The sequence below is a fragment of the Bordetella genomosp. 13 genome (genome assembly GCF_007679965.1).
Classification (GTDB): Bacteria; Pseudomonadota; Gammaproteobacteria; order Burkholderiales; family Burkholderiaceae_B; genus Bordetella.
The window spans coordinates 101399-118671 of the sequence record NZ_VEHL01000007.1; the positions used below are offsets into that span (position 1 = coordinate 101399).

A 17273-nucleotide genomic window follows, 5' to 3' on the forward strand; every position below is an offset into this window, starting at 1 on the left:
CGTCAGGCCTTCTCGCCCATCAGGCCGCCGGGCCGCACCAGCAGGACCAGCAGCATCAGCGCGAAGGGCAGCGTGGCCGCCAGGCTGGACAGCTTCAGCGTCATCAGCCCGCCCATGCCCTGCGCCCAGTCCCCCGCCCCCACCAGCGCCAGCGCGTCGGCCAGGCTGGTGTCCACCGTCACCGCCAGCGAGGTGATGACGCCGATCAGCAGCGAGGCCAGCATCGCGCCCGCCAGCGAGCCCAGGCCGCCCACCACCACCACCACGAACACCATCACGCCCAGCTCCAGCGCCATGTTCGGATTGGTGGTGTAGAAGGCGCCGGCCACCGCGCCCGCCAGGCCCGCCAGCGCGGCGCCCGCGCCGAACACGCCCATGAACACCAGGGGAACGTTGTGCCCCAGGGCCTCGGCCATGTGCGGCTTGTAGATGGCCGAGCGCACCACGATGCCGACCCGCGTGCGCGTCAGCAGCAGGTAGATGGCCACGAACATGGCGATGGCGATGCCGCCCATCAGCAGCCGGTAGGCCGGATACTGCGTGGCGCCGATGCTGAACGCGGAGAAGTCCAGGAACGGCGGAACACGGTAGTCGACCGGATAATTGCCGAAGAACAGCTTGATCAGCTCGGCGATGATGAACGACAGGCCGAACGTCACCAGCAGTTCGTGCGCATGGCCATGGCGGTGCACGCGGCGCAGGAAGTACCGCTCGACCGCCACGCCGATCAGGCCCACCAGCAGCGGCGCGGCCAGCAGCGCCAGCCAGAAGCCCAGCACACCTTGCAGCGTGTAGGCGAAGTAGGCGCCCAGCATGTAGAACGAGGCATGCGCGAAGTTCAGCACCCCCATCATGCCGAAAATCAGCGTCAGGCCGGCGGACACCATGAACAGCACCAGCCCGTAGATGGCGCCGTTCATCAGCGAGAACAAAATCTGGTCCATGGCGCGGTCAGCCCGGGCGCTTCATCTGGCAGCTGGCCTGCGGCGGCGTGGAGGCCTCCTGCGCGGACAGGCGCAGCGTCGGCTTGAAGCCCATGTCGGTGCCGTCCACCTTCAGCTTGGCATCGCGGGACACGACCGACACCACCATGGGCATCTGCGCCTGGTGGTCCTCGCCGCGCATGCTCATCTCGCCCATGGGCGTCTGGATGCGGGCCGCTTCCAGCGCGCGGGCGAAGTCGTTCACCACCAGCTTGCCGTCCTTGGGCGCGGTGCGCTTGAGCGCATCGGCCACCATCATCATGCCGTAGACCGTCTGCGGCTCGATGAACACCGGCGCCGCGCCGGTCTTGGCGCGGTAGTCGGCGACGAACTTCGCGGCATCCTCGCCGCCGGCTTCGGCGTTGAAGGTGTGCACCACGAAGTTGCCGATGGCCAGCTCGCCCGCGTTGGCCAGGTTGCCCGGCTGGTCCAGGTAGACGGTGCCGTAGCGCGCCTTCAGGCCGGCTGCCTTGGACGCCTTCATCAGCAACAGCAGGTCGTTGGACCAGTTGCCGGTGATGACGGTGTCCGCGCCCGAGCCCGCGATGCGCGACACGTACGGCGCGAAGTCCTGGATCTTGTTGACGTCGTGCAGCGTCTTGGCCACCACCGTGTAGCCGCCCGCCTGCGCGTTGGCGACGATGGCGCGCTCCATGTCCTGACCCCAGGAGTAGTTCTGGTTGATGGCATAGACCTTGCCGCCCAGCGCGCCGGCCTTCTTCATGCCCTCGACCAGCGCCTTGGTGCGCACGTCGGCATTGCTGGCGAAACGGAAATGGTGGAAGTTGCACTTCTCGCCCGTCAGCTCCAGCGCCTCCGCGCCCATGTTGATGTAGACCATTTCCTTGCCGGGATTGCGCAGGTTGTGCTTGCGCACGTCTTCGGTGATCTGGCCGCCGATGGCCGACGAGGCGCCCTGCACGATCAGGTGCACGCCGTCGGCGGCGGCCGCGCGCAGCTTGTCCGCGGCGCCCGACGGGCCGCCCTGGTTGTCGTACTCCAGCAGTTGCACGGGCTCGCCGTTCCAGCCGCCGGCCGCGTTGATCTGGTTGACGACGTAGCGCACCGCCGTACGGTAGGCCTGGCCGGACGAGGCCTGCGGACCCGACAGGGTCTCCACCAAGCCGATCTTGACGGGGTCCGCCGCGGCGGGGAACGTGTACAGGGCGGCCAGGGCGCAGGCGCCGGCCAGGGTGGAAAGCTCGAGCTTCTTCATGGTCTGTCTCCGTGTTTTTTCGAATGGAATGGGCGGCGCCAGGCCCGCCCGGGCCTGTCGTGGCTTACAGGTACTCCATGTTCCCGTCCACGCTGATCGCCTGGCCCGTGATGTTGCGGGCAGCGGGCGAACACAGGAACAAGGCCGTGGCCGCGACGTCCTCGGTCGTGACCATGCGGCGCAACGAGATCTTTTTCAAGTATTCCTGGCGCATGGCCTCGGCGGGCATGCCGGCGGCCGCGGCGCGCGCGCCGATCACGCCGTTCATGCGCTCGCCTTCCACCGTGCCCGGCAGGATCGCATTGACGCGCACGCCGTGCGGACCCAGCTCGATGGCCAGCGATTTCATGAAGCCGACGATGGCCCATTTGGTGGACGCATACGGCGTGCGCAGCGGATAGCCCAGCCGCCCCGCCACCGAGCTCATCGCGATCAGGCAGGGATTGCGCGAGGAGGCCTTCAGCAACGGCACCGCGCGGCTGGCGAAATGGAAATGGCTGTTCAGGTTCACGTCGACGGTGCGCTCCCAGTCGCCGTGCTGCAACTGCTCGACCGGCCCCGTGGGCCCCGCGATGCCGACGTTGTTGACCAGCACGTCCAGGCCGCCCAGCGCATTGCGCACGTCGTCGAACACCGCCTGCACGTCGCGCGATACCGAGGCGTCGGCCACGCTGGTCGTCAGGTTGGGCACCTCGGCCGCCAGGCGCTCCAGCGCGGCGCGATCGATGTCGCACACGTGCACCCGGGCGCCGGTCTCGACGAAGGCGCGCGCCACGGCGGCGCCGATGCCCGAGGCGCCCGCCGAAACCAATACCCGCAGGCCGGGCGGCGGCCGCAGCGAGTCGATGAAGCTGGTGTGCACCTGGGTGTCTCCTCTTGTCGATGGAAGACAGTCTCCGGCAGATGCAAGCCGCAGACCATGTGCAAACCTGACATAGGGCGCCCCTTGTTGATATCATCGACCGACATCGAACGGTTCATTGCCCCTGGCTACACTGCACCCATGCCCCCGCCAGCGCCTCAGAAAACGCCCGACTCCGACAGCGGGTCCATCGCCGCCGGCCTGATGAGCCTGCTGCACGAGAACGCGCCGGCCGACGCCTTCGCGGCCCGCCTGGCCGACATCGAGGCCCTGCCCGACGGGCTGGCGCACAAGACCGGCCTGGTCGAGCTGGCGCGCATGGCCATGGGCCTGCGCAACCGGCTCGAGCAGCACGAGGAACGCGAGCGCGGCATGCTGGCGGTGATCGAGTCGGCGCAGGACCTGGCGGGCCGGCTCGACCTGCCCGAACTGCTGCGCGCCATCGTGGTGCGCGCGCGCCGGCTGCTGCGCGCCCACCTGTGCTGGCTGACGGTCTACGACGAGCCGGCCGGCGAGTTCAAGGTGGTGGTGGCGGACGGCGCGATCTCCGAACCCATCGGCCGCATGACCGCGCAGCGCGACCGCGGCGTGGCGGGCGTGGTGATGACCACGCGCCTGCCCTTCTCCACGCCGCATTACCTGCAGGACACGCGCTTCGAGCACGACCCCTTCCTGGACGACATCTTTCGCGCCGAGGGCGTGACGGCGATGGTCGGCGTGCCGCTGATCCATGACGAACAGGTGATCGGCCTGCTGTTCGTGGCCGACCGCTACCACCGTACGCATACGGCGCTGAACGTCTCCATCCTGAGCACGCTGGCCACCCACGCCGCGGTCGCTATTACCAACGCCCGCGCCTTCGCGCACACGCAGTCCGCGCTGCAGAAGACCGACCAGGCGCGCGCCGAACTGGAGCGCCACGCGCACGACGTGCAGGGCGCGATCGAGGCGCACGAACGGCTGACCTCGCTGCTGGCGCGCGGCGCCACGCTGGGCGAACTGTGCCAGTCCATCGCCGAACTGCTGCAGGGCAGTGTGCTGGTGCTGGACGAGACCCAGCACGTGATCGCGCGGGCCGACGCCGCGGACCGCGCCAGCCCGGCCGCCGCGGCCTACGTGCCCCATGGCGAGCACAGCGCGGCCATCGCGCAGGCCTTGCGGGACAGCCGGCGCGCGGGCCGCTCCGTGCTCGCCTACGAAGACGGCGGGGAACTTTGCCGCGCCATCGCGGTGATCGGCGGCGCGGGCGTGCTGGGCTCGGTGCTGCTGTTCCGCGGCCAGGACCTCGGCGACACGTCCATCCGCACCTTCGAGCGCAGCGGCAGCGTCATCGGCATCGTGCTGCTGTCGCAGGAGCGCATGGAAGCCAGCCGCCATCGCGACGTGGCCGAGCTGCTGCGCAGCCTGATCTCGCCGCGCCAGGGCGAGCCCGCGCTGGCGCGCGAACGCGCCGAGCGCCACGGGCTGGACATCGCGCAGCCCATGGCGCTGGTCCTGCTGGAAACGGGCCCGTCCGACCATGGCTTCCTGGCGCGCCGCGCGCGCGCGGCGCTGGCCCTGCCGGGCGTGGTGCTGGACGAGGTGGACGGCGTGCTGGCCGCCGTGGGCGGCGCCGCGCGAAGCGGGCCGCTGCGCGACGCGCTGGCGGACTTCGCGCGCCGCGAGCTGGGCGCCGCCTACCTGGGCGTGCTGTCCCGCCCCATCCACAGCGCGGCCGAGATGCCCGCCGTGTATGCGTCGCTGCGCCGCGCCCTGGCCGTGGTGGGCCGCCTCGGGCTGCGCGGGCGGGTGGTGGCGCAGGACGAGATGGCGCTGTATTCGGTGCTGTTCGAAACGCAGGACCAGGCGGGCCTGAACCGCTTCCTGGAGGCCTGCATCGGCCCTCTCATCGCGCACGATGCGCAGCGCGGCTCGGAATTGGCGGCCACCCTGCTGGCCTACTTCGACAATCGCCAGAACGCCACCCTGACGGCCTCGACGCTGGGCATACACGTCAACACCGTCAGGCAGCGGCTGGCCAGCGTGGAAGGTCTGATCGGCCCTTGGGAGGACGCCGCGCGCGCCCTGGAGACGCACGTGGCGCTGCGGCTATGGGACGCGGGGGTCTGAAGTATCCCCCGGCGCGGCTTCAGATGCCGGCGTACCATTCGTAGCCGCGATCTTCCCAGTATCCGCCTCGCCCGCCCCACAGGGAGTCGAAGGCGCTGACGACCTCGATGCGCATCAGGTACTTCGCCTGCTTGTATCCCAACTGCCTCTCGACCCGCAGGCGCAGCGGCGCGCCGTGCGCCACCGGCAGGTCCTTGCCGTTCATCGCATAGGCCAGCAGGGTCTGCGGATGATAGGCGTCCAGCAGGTCGATGCTTTCGTAGTAGCGGCCGCTGCCGTCGAAGCTCGCCTCCAGCTCGTCCGCGCAATGGAATACGACGTAGCGCGCGCCGGGCTTGAGTTTCGCCAGCTCCAGCACGCGTCCCAGGTGCACGCCCTGCCATTGGCCGATCGCGCTCCATCCTTCCACGCAGTCGTGCCGCGTGATCTGCGTGCGCGAGGGCAGCCGCTTCAGGTCGGCCAGCGACAGGCTGAGCGGCTGCTGCACCAGCCCGTCCACCCGCAGGCGCCACTCGGTGAAGCCGTTCTCCAGCAGGCGGGCGTATTCCTCGGAATCCGGCATCTGCGTGCCGTTGGCGCGGAACACCGGCGAGAGATCGGCCAGGCTGTACTCGCGCGCCAGCGTCTGGCGTCCGACCAGCAGCCGCTGTGCGTCCTTCGTCAGCGTCTCGGTATTGCGCAGCACCGCGCCGGGCCCCGCGCTCTGCGTCACCCGGTCGCAGCCCGCGAGCAAGGCGGCGCCGGCGCCGGCCAGGCCGGCCAGGAGCCTGCGGCGCGTACGGTCCAGTTTCATTGCGCGTCTCCCGTGCGATCGATGGCATAGCGCCCGTCGATCATCGATCGGATGTTGTTCCAGAATCCGGACAGCACGACCATCGCCACGTGGACGACCACGAACAGCACCAGCGACGAGGCCGTGAGGAAGTGCAGCGAACGTGCCGACGCGCGCCCGCCGAACAGGTCCAGCAGGAAGGGGAATCCCGCGTTCAGGCCGGGCGACATGGTCAACCCGGTCAGCACCATCATCGGCAACAGCACCAGCGCCACCAGCGCATACGTGATCTTCTGCAGGGCGTTGTAGCGCCGCGCGTGCTCGCCCTTGGCGAAGCGCAGCCGCGCATGGTCCAGCACCTCGCGCCACAAGTGCCTGGGCCGCAACTGGTCGCGGTCCGGCAGCAGGTCGCGCTGGATGTGGCCGCGCGCCAGGCCATGCGCCAGGTACAGCAGCCCGTTGGCGACCAGCAGCCACGCGAACAGGAAATGCCAGTTCCTGCCCGCGCCCAGGTCGTGGTACGACGGGATGGTCAGCCACGCGGGAAACGCCCGTTCCTTCATGGCATCGCCTTCGCGGGACACCCCCAGCACCCCGGTCGTCTCGATGCTCAACGCGCCGATCCGCAGATAGCCGTGCAGGCCGTCCGGCTGGTGGCGCGACTCGACGGCAAGAAAGGCGTGATCCGCGTTTGCGCCGTACTGCCCCCAGTACAGCCGGGGATGCGCGTTGAGGATCTGCAGGCCGCTCAGCAACAGGATGGACAGGCACAGCACGTTCACCCAGTGCGTGATCCGCACCGTCAGCGAGTGCCGCCGGATCAGGACCCGGGAGGGCCGTACGTGCCCGATGTCAGGGGAAGTCATGGAGGTCTCTCGCGTCGGCGGGCGCCATTACATCGGGGGAACGACGCCGTCCTTGCCCACGACCAGCTGGCCCGTGGACAGCGCGCCGCCGGCATCCTTCTCGGCCGAGATGAAGACCGCCGTGCCGGGCTTCACGTCATCCGCGGTGGCGGGCGCCAGCGTGACCACCGGCGTGCCGTTGGGAATGGAGATCTTCTTCTGCTGACCGTGATAGCTGACGGTGACCACGCTGCCGTCGACCGACTGCACCGCGTCGCCCACGGTCGCGTTGGTCATCGAGCTGTTGGGCTTCAGGTCCCAGCCGTAGCTGCCTTCCCCGGTGCCCTTCAACGCGGGCGGAAAGATCAGCACTTCCAGGGCGCCGTCGCCGCCTTCGGCCTTGGGCAGCGATGCGATGCCGACGAAATCGCCGGGCTTGATGTCGCTGATGGCCGCCTTCTTCACGGCCGCGACCTTCCAGCCGTCCTTGAGCTGGACGGTCTGGGCCTGGCCTTCGCGGGTCTTCACTTCGAGCTGGCTGCCCGACAGCGAGACCACGGTGCCGCGCACGCGGCTGCTCTGTTGCGCCGCGTTGGCGGCCGATACGGCGGCGAACACGCCGGCAGTGAGCGCCACGCCGGCCAGGCCGCTGGCCAGGAATTTACGAAGTTGCGAATGCTTCATGCTGAATCTCCAGGAACGATGCGTACATCGCGATGAGGGCTGGCTACGTGGCGGCGGTCGCCATCCACGATATCGAACAATCAACTAGTTGGTTGACGACAAGCTTAAAAAAATGGATGCCCGCAATGGCTTTTCGCAAGCATCCCGTCGCCAGCTGCCAATCTACTAGTTGGTCGATTGCCTGTCAAGGCATTCGTCGGTCCCGCCGGCATCGCTCGGGAGGCCGACCGCGCGCCGTCACTCCGGCACGATTCCCGCAGCCTTCACCACGCGGCCCCACTTCTCGATCTCGGCCTTCTGGAACGCGCCCAGTTCCTCGGCGCCAGGCGTCCATGCCTGCGTCGCCGAGTTCTTGAAGAATGCCTGCGCGCCTTCGCTGGCGACCGCCGCCACCAGCCATTGCCTGAGTTTCGCGGCCACGGGCGCGGGCGTGCCGGCGGGCACGTAGGCCGCGAACCAATAACCCATGTCGTAGCCCTTGATGCCGGCTTCGTCCAGGGTCGGAACCTGCGGCAGCTGCGGCAGGCGCTCCGTGGTGGACGCTCCCAGCGGACGCAGCTTGCCCGCCTCGATGTGCGCCAGGCCGGTGACCGTGTCGATCACCATCATGTCGATGTGGCCGCCCAGCAGGTCGTTCAGTGCATTGGGGTTGCTGTTGTAGCCCACCCAGACGATGTCCGTGCCGGTCAGCTGCTTGAGCATCTCGCCCGCCATGCGGCTGGAAGAATTGCCGCTGCCGAAGCTCAACTTCCCCGGCGTCTTCTTCGCGGCGTCGACCAGCTCGCCCACCGTCCGGAACGGCGCGCTGGCGCGCACCACCAGGACCTGGCCGCCGCGTCCCAGGCCGGACACGGGGACGAAGTCGGCCACCGGGTCGTACGGCAGTTTCTTGTACAGGTGGGGGTTGGCGGCCTGCGTGGTGTTGGTGGTGACCAGCACGGTGTAGCCGTCGGCGCTGGCCCGCGCGGCATGCTGCGCGGCGATCATGCCGCTCGCGCCTGCGCGGTTCTCCACGATGACGGGTTGGCCGGCCTGCTGCGCCACCGAGGAAGACAGGGCGCGCGCCAGCAGGTCGGTCGCGCTGCCGGCGCCGAACGGCACCACGAAGGTGATGGGCTTGGCGGGATAGTCGGCCGCATTGGCCGAGATGGCGATGGCGGCGTTGGCGGCCACGCCGATGAGCGCCGCGGCCAGGCCGCGGGCGATGCGGGGAATGATGGGGATCATGGTGTCGTCTCCTGTTATGGCGCCGCGCGGATGCGCGGTGCTTATGCGTGAATCGGTGCGCAATGGACGCGCGGGCCTTGCGTGCGGGCGCGTGGGCCGGTGCATCGGCGGCGCCTGGGCGGCGCCTGCCTGTGCCCTGCGCCTTGCGCGGGCCGCGCGTGCGGCGTCCCTCAGGCAGCCTGCCCCGCGTGCTCCCGCCGCGCGCGCTTCTCCAGGAACGCGCGCACGGCCGTCTTGTGCTCGTCGCCGCACAGCAGGATCGCCTGCATGGCGGCGGCCGTCTCCAATGCGATCGGCAGCGTGGACTCGGCCGCGTCCAGCACCAGCCGCTTGGCCATGCGCAGGGCCTGCGGCGGATTGGCGGCGATCCTGCGGGCCAGGGCCGCGCTGGTCTCGTCCAGCGCTTCCGGCGCCACGACATGCGAGACGATGCCCAGCCGCAGCGCGGTCGGCGCGTCGATGAACTCGCTGGTCAGCGTCAGCTCCAGCGCCTTGGCCTTGCCCACGATGCGGGTCAGGAACCATGCGCCGCCGATGCCGGAGACCAGGCCCAGCCGCAGGAAACTCTCGGCGAACGTCGCGCGTCCGCTGGCCACGCGCAGGTCGCACATCAGCGCCAGGTCGCAGCCCGCGCCGACGGCCGCGCCATTGACCGCGGCGATGGACGGCACCTGCAAGGCCTGCAGCGCGTGGGTCACCCGGTGCAGCGTGCGCTTCAGCCGGTCCCGCACCTCGGTGATGGAACCCTGCATCAGGTCGGAGCCCTGCTCCATGTCCTTCACGTTGCCGCCCGTGCAGAAATACGTGCCGGTGGAGCGCAGCAGCACGCAATGCACGTCCGGCATCGCGTTGGCGCCTTCCAGCGCCTGCGCCAGGGCTTGCGCCATGGCCACCGACATGGCGTTGCCGGTGGCGGGTTCGTCCAGGCTAAGGGTAAGCACGCCATCGGCGAGGTCCTGTCGAACCAGGGCACCGGGCGTCGTCATTGCGGTCTCATCGGCTTTCATCGGAAGCGTCCTTGTTGGGATACGAAAGGGTCGCGGACATGGCCAGCACGCCGCGCGCGAGCATGGCCTCGATCTCGGCGGCGCCGTAGCCGCATTCGGCCAGCACCTCGCGGTTGTGCTGGCCCAGCGTGGGCGCGGCCCGGTCCTGGCCTTGCGCCGCGGGCACATGGGCGGGCCCGGGCACGAAGCCGGGCATGCGCACCCTGCCGGCAATGGGGTGGTCGACCCAGTTGTCGATGCCGCTGGCCTCGTAGGCCTGCGAGCCGACCACGTCCTCGTAGCTCGCCACGGGTGCGCACAGGATGTCCTGCTCGGAAAGCCGGCTCACCCAGTCGTCGGTGGTGCGCTGGCGGAACAGCGGCGTCAGCGCCAGGCGCAGCGCGTCGCGGTTCGCGACCCGGTCGGCGTTGGTCGCGTAGCGCGCGTCGGTCTCCAGCTGCGGCGCGCCCAGCGCCTGGCACAGCGCGCGCCAGCGCTTGGGATGGTAGGCCGCGACCATGATCCAGCCGTCGCGCGTCTCGTAGGCCTCGTTGGGCGCGGCATACGGCGCCGCGCTGCCGGTGCGGGGGGGCACCGTGTTCGTCGCGAAATACGAGGCATAGCCGATCTGCTGCAGCATCAGCGTCGCGTTGTACAGGCTGATGTCCAGGTGCTCGCCCTGCCCCGTGCGCTGGGCCGCGCCATGCGCCGCCAGGATGGCGATGGTAGCCAGGTAGCCGGTGACCATGTCGGCCACCGGCGTGGCAACCTTCATGGGTTCGCCGTCCGCGGCGCCCAGGGTGCTCATCAGGCCGCTGGCCGCCTGCACGATGCCGTCCACGCCGGGACGCTCGCGCAAGGGACCCGACTGGCCGTATGCGGAGATCGAGCAATAGACCAGGGCAGGCTGGTCGCGGGCCAGCGTGCCGTGGTCCAGGCCCAGCGACTGCATGACGCCCGGCCGGAAGTTCTCGACGACCACGTCCGCGCGCTGGATCAGGCAGCGCGCGGCGGCGCGGCCCGCTTCCGATTTCAGGTCCAGCGCCACGCCGCGCTTGTTGCGGTTGACGCTCAGGTACACCGCGCTTTCGCCCGCCACCCAGGGCGGTCCGATCTGCCGCCCCAGCTCGCCCGCGGGCGGTTCGATCTTGATCACGTCCGCGCCCATGTCGGCCAGCATCATGGTGCAGACGGGGCCCGCGAGCACGTGCGAAAAATCCACCACCCGCAAGCCCTGCAAGCTGCGCTTGAACATATCCCTGTCTCCTGTCGCCACGGCTTCATCGATGGCCGCGAGCGCTTGTCATGCGGGCAGAATAGGCAGCGGCCGGCGGGCCGGCAAACGACTTTATCGGCGGCAGGCTTTGACTTTTTGTATAAAGGCTGCGGCGTCGGTCCGCGAGCCGGAGCGCGCGCCGCCGTCACGGCGTATCGCGCGACAACGCTGCGGCGGCGGACGGCCTATGCGATGGCCAGCGTGGCCAGCCAGTCGCGGAACGCGCGCAGCGCGCTGGTGGCCGGCTTGCCCGTGGGCCAGGCGAAGTAGTAGGTGTATTCCTCGAGATCCAGCGCCAGGCCCAGCGGCGCCACCAGGGTCTGCGCGGCCAGTTCCTTCTCGATCAGCGCCTTCTGCGCGATGGCCACGCCATGCCCCTCGATGGCAGCCTGGTAGGCCAGCAGCGAAGTCTCGTACTTCATCCCCTGCGCGGGATTGACGTTGCGCACCCCCGCGGCGCGCAGCCAGAGGCCCCAGTCGTCGGGGCGCGCCATCGAATGCAGCAGCGTCTTGCCCGCCAGTTGCTTCTTCTGCGTCAGCCGCATCGACGGCGCCGCCACGGGAATCAGCTCGTTGCGCACCAGTTGCAGCTTGCGCATGCCGGGCCAGTGGCCGTCGCCCAGCTGGATGCCCGCATCGATGTCCTCGCGCTGGAAGTCCAGCGGCTGGAACGACGTCATCACCTGCACGTCGATGTCCTTGTGCAGCTGGTGGAAGCCCGCCAGGCGCGGAATGAGCCAGCGGACCGCGAAGGTGGCGGGCGAGCGGATGCGCAGCGTCTTGCGGCCCTCGCTGCTGGCGGTGACCGCCAGCGTGGCTTCGCGCAAGGTGGCGAACAGCGGGATCAGGTCGGCCAGGTAGCGCGCCCCCGTCGGGGTCAATTCCAGGCCGCCGCGCACGCGCAACAGCAGCTGCGTGCCCAGGTAGCTTTCCAGCGCGCGCACCTGGCGGCTGATGGCGGCCGGCGTGACGCACAACTCGTCGGCCGCCTTCGACATGCTGAGCAAGCGCCCCGTGGCCTCGAATGCCCGGGCGGGATTGAGCGGAGGAAGCGGGTCGCGGCGAGCCATGGCAAGGGGAAGTCGGGCACTGACGGGAAGGTACTACACGGCGGGACGTGCGGCCAGCCGCTATGCGGTGGCACGGCGGCCCGCGCCCAGTTCGCCGAGGTCCAGCAGCAGCGCGGGCTCGAATGCCCGCTGTTCGCCCTTGGACGCGTAACCCAGCGGATTGGCCACGATGCGGCAGCCCTGCCGCACGTAGTCGAAGGCGTGGTGCAGATGGCCATGCAGCCACAGGTCGGCACGCGGAAGCAGCGGGTCCAGGCTGTTGCAGAAACCCGCCGTGCCAGGCGTCAGGCCATACCGCGGATCCGCGCTGGACAGGGTCGGCGCGAAGTGCGTCACCGCCACGGTCGGCCCGTCGAAACCCGCATCCAGCGCCGCCCGCAGCCAGTCCTGGCATGCCAGCGCGTGCTCTCGCACCTGCTCCGCCAGGAAGGGCTGGCCGCCGCGCGTGGTGCCGGCCTTCTCCAGGTAGAAGTCGGCGGCGCGGAAGGCCTTGCCGCGCTTGCGCAGAGCCTCGGCCAGCGTGTCGTCCGGCTGGACCATCGCGTCGAAATCGGCCCACAGCGTGGTCCCCACGAAACGCACGCCGTCGATGACCAGGCTCTCGCGCTCCAGCCAGCGTATGCCCAGCGTGTCGCACAGCTCGCGCAGCGTGTCGTGCGCGGCATCGAAATCCTGGTGGTCGTACTCGTGGTTGCCCGGCAGGTAAGCCACCGGCACCGGCCAACGGTCGCGCGGCGAGAACTGCCGCAGGCCGAAATCGTTCGACGGCAACTGACAGGTGCCGATGTCCCCGGCCAGGATCAACATATCGGCCCCGGGCGCGGCGACAGGCGTGAAATCGGCGTTGGTCTCGAGGTGCAGGTCGGAAAGCAGCTGGATCTTCATGCCGCTAGGGTACCGCTATGTGGCCCTCAGCCGCGCGCGCGGCGCCCCGGCGCCATGGTCTCGAACACGCCGTCGCGGCGCACCCAGGCGTGGAACAGCGCGGCCGCCAGGTGCAGCAGGAACAGCGCGAAGAAACAGTACGCCAGCGCGCGATGGGCGCCGTTCAGCACGCTGTACAGGTGCGCGTCGGCGGACACGATCGCGGGCAGCCGCACGCCCGCCACCACGACCGGATAATCCGCGGCCGACAGCATGGACCAGCCCAGCAGCGGCATCGCGATCATCAGCACGTAGAACGCCACGTGCGACAGCCGGGCCGCCAGCTTCATGGGCTCGGACATGCCGGCCGGCAGCGGCGGCGCGCCGTTGCGCATGCGCACGACCAGCCGCAGCAGCGCCAGTGCCAGGATCGCGATGCCCAGCGGCTTGTGGATGCCGATCAGGACCGTATGGACGCGGTCGACAGTGGACACCATGCCCACGCCGATGAACAGCATGGCCAGGATGGCCAGCGCCATCACCCAATGAAGCAAGCGCTGCAGCAAGGTGAATTGCACGGGGGAGTGGCTCATTGCTGTCCTTCGGAGTGGGTGCGCGGATAACGGTCCGCCTCGGCGGTCCGGCGGTCATAGGACACGGCGTAGGCGGCGGAACGGGCCGCGGGGAACGGATCGTCCGACAGACGCATGCCGGCCGGCAGCACCGTGGGATCGAAGTTGATGTCGCGGCATGCACCGTCGGCCTCGGGGTCGATCCGGTTGACCACCAGCGTGCCCGCTTCCACGGTGCGGCGGTCCTGCGGCCATCCCTGGGTGGGGTCGGCGGTCGGGTCGCCCGGGTTCGCCAGCGTCAGCACCAGCGTCCAGCGCTGCGGCGCGGCGGAAACCCGCTGGACGATCTCCTTGAACAGGAAATCGCGGTCGCGCGTCTTCAGTTCCTCCGGCGGCACGGCGACCGCCGCGGCCTGCGGCACGAACGACCAGCGCACCGCCTGCTCGCGCCCTTGCGCATTCACGAACACGAAGCTGTTGAGGCTGTTGAAGCGGTCCTCGGCGTACGACTCGGTGAAGGGCGCGCTCTTCGCCCAGCCGCCGAATGCGACCAGCGACGGATGCGCGGCCGCGAACTGCTTCATGGCGTCGGGATTCTTCCTGTCGGCGGTGGCCTGCTGCAGGGCGTAGAAATCCTGCGGCGTGGCCACGGGGAAGACCGGCGGATTGATCATCGCCGTGCGCCACTCCTGGCCGTCCGGCGCCTGTATCCGCAGGCTGAGGCCGCGCACGCGGCCGGTGGCGTCGGCCATCGTGGGCAAGGGTCCGGCCAGGTTGAAGCGGCCGACGACGGGATAGCTGCCCGGCGCGAACATGGGCGCGCGCGACAGCTCGACGGCCGCGCCGTTGGCCTCGAAGCTGCCGGCGAAGCAGATGCCCTTTGCGTGGTTGCGGCGATGGCCCTCGGCCGGGCCTCCCGGGGGCGCCAGCGTATCCACGATCTTCGCCGGCGTCAGGCGCGCGGGCGTCAGCCAGCCGGCCACGTACGCGAACGCACAGGCCACGCCGACGACGATGAGCGCGATCGCCGCGTACGGAGCGGCGCCGGGCTTGCCGGGCGCGGGTACGCCCTGCCCGCCCGCCAGCACCGCGGGCTTGCGGCGGCGCGCCGCGGCCACCGTCAGCGAAATCGCCGACACCAGGAAATAGAATGCGCCGAACGCGACGTACGGCGCGATGTCCGCGATGCCCGGCGTCCTGTCGCCGGTGGCCGTGTGGATGAAGAACAAGCCCGCCAACGCCGACTGCGCGCCGCTCAGCATCATGGCCCACTGCGCGCCGTGCGCCTTCCAGCGGCGCTTGCCCACCACCAGCTGGAAGATGCCGGTCAGCACCGCCCACACGCCGAACACGCCCAGCACCGCATGCATGCCCAGACCCAGCGCGATGGCCACCGCGACGGTCGTCGCGCCGCTGACGCCGACGTTCAGCGCATGCGTGGGATTGCGCTTCAGCCCGCCGTTGTGCCGCGCGTCCAGGAAATTGGCCAGCGCATCCCACGCGGGATAGAGGACCAGCAGCAGCGCGGCCAGCGCTGGCAGGTTCCTTGCCAGGGCGAGCGCCGCCACGACCCACAGGATCGAGAACGCCGCGCGCAGGAAGTAGTACCGCCGCAGGCCATCGTCGCCCTGTCCGGGCGTCGGGCCGCGTCCGGCCGGGCCGCCTCCGGCCGAGCCGCCTCCGGCCGAGCCCAATCTCTTGTCAGTCATGTGCATTCCTCGTTCTCGATGAAGGGACGCGGACGTGTGCCGGCGCGCAGGATCTGCGCGTACGCGCCGACCCACGCGAATGGCGCGATTGCCCCTGGCACTCCCGGTTCCAGCAACCAACTAATTGATCGAATTCCTGGACAAATAGGCCACAGCGGCGCATCCTCGTGCGTTCGCGTCTACTGGTTCGGAATTCTACCAACTAGTTGGTAGATGTCAATCCCGCCCGCCGTCGCGCATTGGAAACTGTCTGCCGCATACATACATGCGGCACGGCGGCAGCACCGGGCCGATGCGGCCCTCCTCAGATGCCGAATTCCGCCGACAGCATCTCCATCCGCGCGCTGGCCAGGGGCGTACGGCCATGCAGGAACCCCAGGGCGCCGTCCGGCGCGAATTCCCACTGTGCCGCGCCGAAGCGCAGCCGCCCCCGCAGCCTGCAGCGGGTGCGCAGCAGCCCAGTGGCCCCCTGCTGCACGGTCCATATCGTCGAATGCAAGGGAACGGCGAAGCGCTGCCGGGGCTCGAATTCCAGGCTGGCCACCAGGCGGCCGTCCTGGTGCAACCGCGTCGCCGTGGGCACCATGCCGCTTAGCGCGGGGCTCGCGGCAGGCGGCGCGCCGAAACTGCCCAATCGCTTTGGGATGCCCCACAGGGCTCGCCCGCCTTGCGCCGCGGCCTCGTCATCCACCCAGATCGGCCCCACGGTCCCGGCCGGCCCGGCCAGGCCCGTCTTGCGCACCGAGGTGACGAACAGCAGTTCGTTGTAGCTGAGCGCGCCGCCCGGCTCGTAGGCCGCCCATGCCGTCACGGCCAAGGCCTGGCCGGCGACCGACACAATGCCGACGCCCGGCGGCGTCACGTCCGGCAGGCTGGCCAGCGGCACGCGCCACAGGCTCAGGTGCAGCGTGCCGCGCAGGCGCCAAGGCGCCGGCGGGAAGGCGGTCGGATCGAGGACAAGGGGATAGTCGTCATGGGTGGGCGTGGACATGCGTGCTCTCACGGGTCGGACGGCTGGCCGGAACACGGCGGGCCTGGCGGGCTGACACGCTTGCAGCAACGGGCGTACCTGCGGCGTGCTTGCGGCGCCGCGCCCGGCGCACACGGCGTCGCGCGCGAGCCCTCAGGGGCGGTCCGACGCGGCGCCGCCCTCGTGCCATGCGCGCAGCCACGCTTCCAGCCCGGTCACCGGCAGCCCCTGCGCCGCGTTGAACGTCCGCGCCATGGGCCAGGCCACGCCGTCCGCGCGGGCGAACGATACGCGGTAGGCGCGAAACGTGTCGCCGGGATGCGTCGCCGCGTCCGCCTCCAGTCGATCCAGGCTCCACAGCTCGCGCCGCACGGGCCGCCGCAGCACGCGCTCGACCGTGTCCGCCAGCTCCCGGTACGTGAAGGTGTCCCCGGCCACGTAGACCACGTCATCGTCGTACGCCGGCCGCGCGGTCGCGATCAGGGCGGTCAGGCGGCCGATGTCCCGGGGCGTCGTGACCGTCAGCCGGAAATCCCAATCTCCCAGGGCGCGCACCACGCCCCCTTCCAGATCCACCAACCCGAATTCCGGCAGCAACACGAAGCTGGTGAACATGCCGGTGGACACGATGGTCCAGCGCACGCGATCCTGGCCGCGCAGCATGTCGCGCACGTCCAGTTGCTCGTCCCACACGGCTTGCCCGCTGCCTCGGCCGACCACGTCGTAGTCCACGCCGAATTGCCAGGGGATGTAGTGCGCGACGCCCGCCCGCAGCACCGCGTCCGTGATCTTGCGCTGCGTGCCCGCGCCGCCCACGAAACCCGAACAGCAGATGACCTGGCGATAGGCCGAGAAGATCGCGGCCAGTTCGTCCACCGTCGCGGCGGCGAGATCGGCATGGACCACGTCGATACCCAGGTCCGCGACCAGGTCCGCCGTGGCGCTGTCCGCGGCGGGTTCGCGCCGGGGCCGCAGCAGCACCGAGACCGGCCCGGCGCGGCCCTGGTCCCGCAGCCGCGCCAGTTCGCGCAGCACGCAGGCCCCCAGTTCGCCCGCGCCCAGCACGAGTATGGGATGCTTGGATGGCGTAGAGATAGACATTTCCAACTCCTGAAAGCCGAAAATGAT

At 69.8% G+C, this 17273-nt stretch carries 16 protein-coding genes; 1 reads left to right on the forward strand and 15 read right to left on the reverse strand.

Annotated elements, in window-relative coordinates:
- Positions 1-2: 2 nt before the first annotated feature.
- The 3 genes from FS845_RS17305 to FS845_RS17315 form a co-directional block, all read right to left on the reverse strand.
- Positions 3-944 carry a branched-chain amino acid ABC transporter permease gene (locus tag FS845_RS17305; protein ID WP_144637539.1) on the reverse strand — a complete coding sequence of 314 codons (942 nt, stop codon included), beginning with the start codon at positions 942-944 and terminating at the stop codon, positions 3-5.
- Between the two features lie 7 nt (positions 945-951).
- Complete coding sequence (locus FS845_RS17310; protein ID WP_144637542.1) at positions 952-2199, reverse strand: branched-chain amino acid ABC transporter substrate-binding protein; 1248 nt, start codon at positions 2197-2199, stop codon at positions 952-954.
- A 64-nt stretch (positions 2200-2263) separates the two neighbouring features.
- Positions 2264-3061: an SDR family oxidoreductase gene (locus tag FS845_RS17315; protein ID WP_144637545.1), complete on the reverse strand. Its 798-nt coding sequence runs from the start codon at positions 3059-3061 to the stop codon at positions 2264-2266.
- Positions 3062-3202: 141 nt separating this feature from the next.
- Between FS845_RS17315 and FS845_RS17320 the strand changes: the two genes are divergently transcribed.
- Entirely contained in the window at positions 3203-5170 is a 1968-nt protein-coding gene (locus FS845_RS17320; RefSeq protein ID WP_144637547.1) for a helix-turn-helix domain-containing protein, read from the forward strand.
- Between the two features lie 19 nt (positions 5171-5189).
- Here FS845_RS17320 and FS845_RS17325 read toward each other — a convergent pair whose 3' ends face one another.
- The 12 genes from FS845_RS17325 to FS845_RS17380 all read right to left on the reverse strand — a co-directional run bounded on the left by FS845_RS17325 (position 5190) and on the right by FS845_RS17380 (position 17246).
- Entirely contained in the window at positions 5190-5963 is a 774-nt protein-coding gene (locus tag FS845_RS17325; protein WP_144637550.1) for a molybdopterin-binding protein, read from the reverse strand.
- Entirely contained in the window at positions 5960-6808 is an 849-nt protein-coding gene (locus tag FS845_RS17330) for a cytochrome b/b6 domain-containing protein (RefSeq protein WP_144637553.1), read from the reverse strand. The genes FS845_RS17325 and FS845_RS17330 overlap by 4 nt, the downstream gene beginning before the upstream one ends.
- Before the next feature lie 27 nt (positions 6809-6835).
- Positions 6836-7471, reverse strand: a complete 636-nt coding sequence (locus FS845_RS17335; protein WP_144637555.1) for a hypothetical protein — start codon at positions 7469-7471, stop codon at positions 6836-6838.
- Positions 7472-7708: 237 nt separating this feature from the next.
- The gene (locus tag FS845_RS17340) at positions 7709-8698 is read right to left on the reverse strand and encodes a Bug family tripartite tricarboxylate transporter substrate binding protein (protein ID WP_144637558.1); all 990 of its coding nucleotides are present in this window, start codon (positions 8696-8698) and stop codon (positions 7709-7711) included.
- A gap of 170 nt (positions 8699-8868) precedes the next feature.
- Entirely contained in the window at positions 8869-9684 is an 816-nt protein-coding gene (locus tag FS845_RS17345) for an enoyl-CoA hydratase-related protein (RefSeq protein ID WP_144637560.1), read from the reverse strand.
- 7 nt (positions 9685-9691) lie between these two features.
- Positions 9692-10939, reverse strand: a complete 1248-nt coding sequence (locus FS845_RS17350; RefSeq protein ID WP_144637565.1) for a CaiB/BaiF CoA transferase family protein — start codon at positions 10937-10939, stop codon at positions 9692-9694.
- A gap of 206 nt (positions 10940-11145) precedes the next feature.
- Positions 11146-12030 (reverse strand): LysR substrate-binding domain-containing protein, encoded by an 885-nt coding sequence (locus FS845_RS17355; RefSeq protein WP_144637569.1) that lies wholly within the window; start codon positions 12028-12030, stop codon positions 11146-11148.
- 60 nt (positions 12031-12090) lie between these two features.
- Entirely contained in the window at positions 12091-12915 is an 825-nt protein-coding gene (locus FS845_RS17360) for a metallophosphoesterase (protein WP_144637573.1), read from the reverse strand.
- A 26-nt stretch (positions 12916-12941) separates the two neighbouring features.
- Positions 12942-13487 (reverse strand): cytochrome b, encoded by a 546-nt coding sequence (locus FS845_RS17365; protein WP_144637577.1) that lies wholly within the window; start codon positions 13485-13487, stop codon positions 12942-12944.
- Complete coding sequence (locus FS845_RS17370) at positions 13484-14551, reverse strand: catalase family peroxidase (protein WP_222130009.1); 1068 nt, start codon at positions 14549-14551, stop codon at positions 13484-13486. Before FS845_RS17370 ends, FS845_RS17365 begins: the two co-directional genes overlap by 4 nt.
- A 928-nt stretch (positions 14552-15479) precedes the next feature.
- A complete protein-coding gene (locus FS845_RS17375) occupies positions 15480-16166 on the reverse strand; it encodes an acetoacetate decarboxylase family protein (protein ID WP_144637580.1) in 687 nt (228 codons plus the stop codon).
- A gap of 132 nt (positions 16167-16298) precedes the next feature.
- Positions 16299-17246, reverse strand: coding sequence for an aromatic alcohol reductase (locus tag FS845_RS17380; RefSeq protein WP_144637584.1), 948 nt, complete (start codon positions 17244-17246; stop codon positions 16299-16301).
- Positions 17247-17273: the final 27 nt, after the last annotated feature.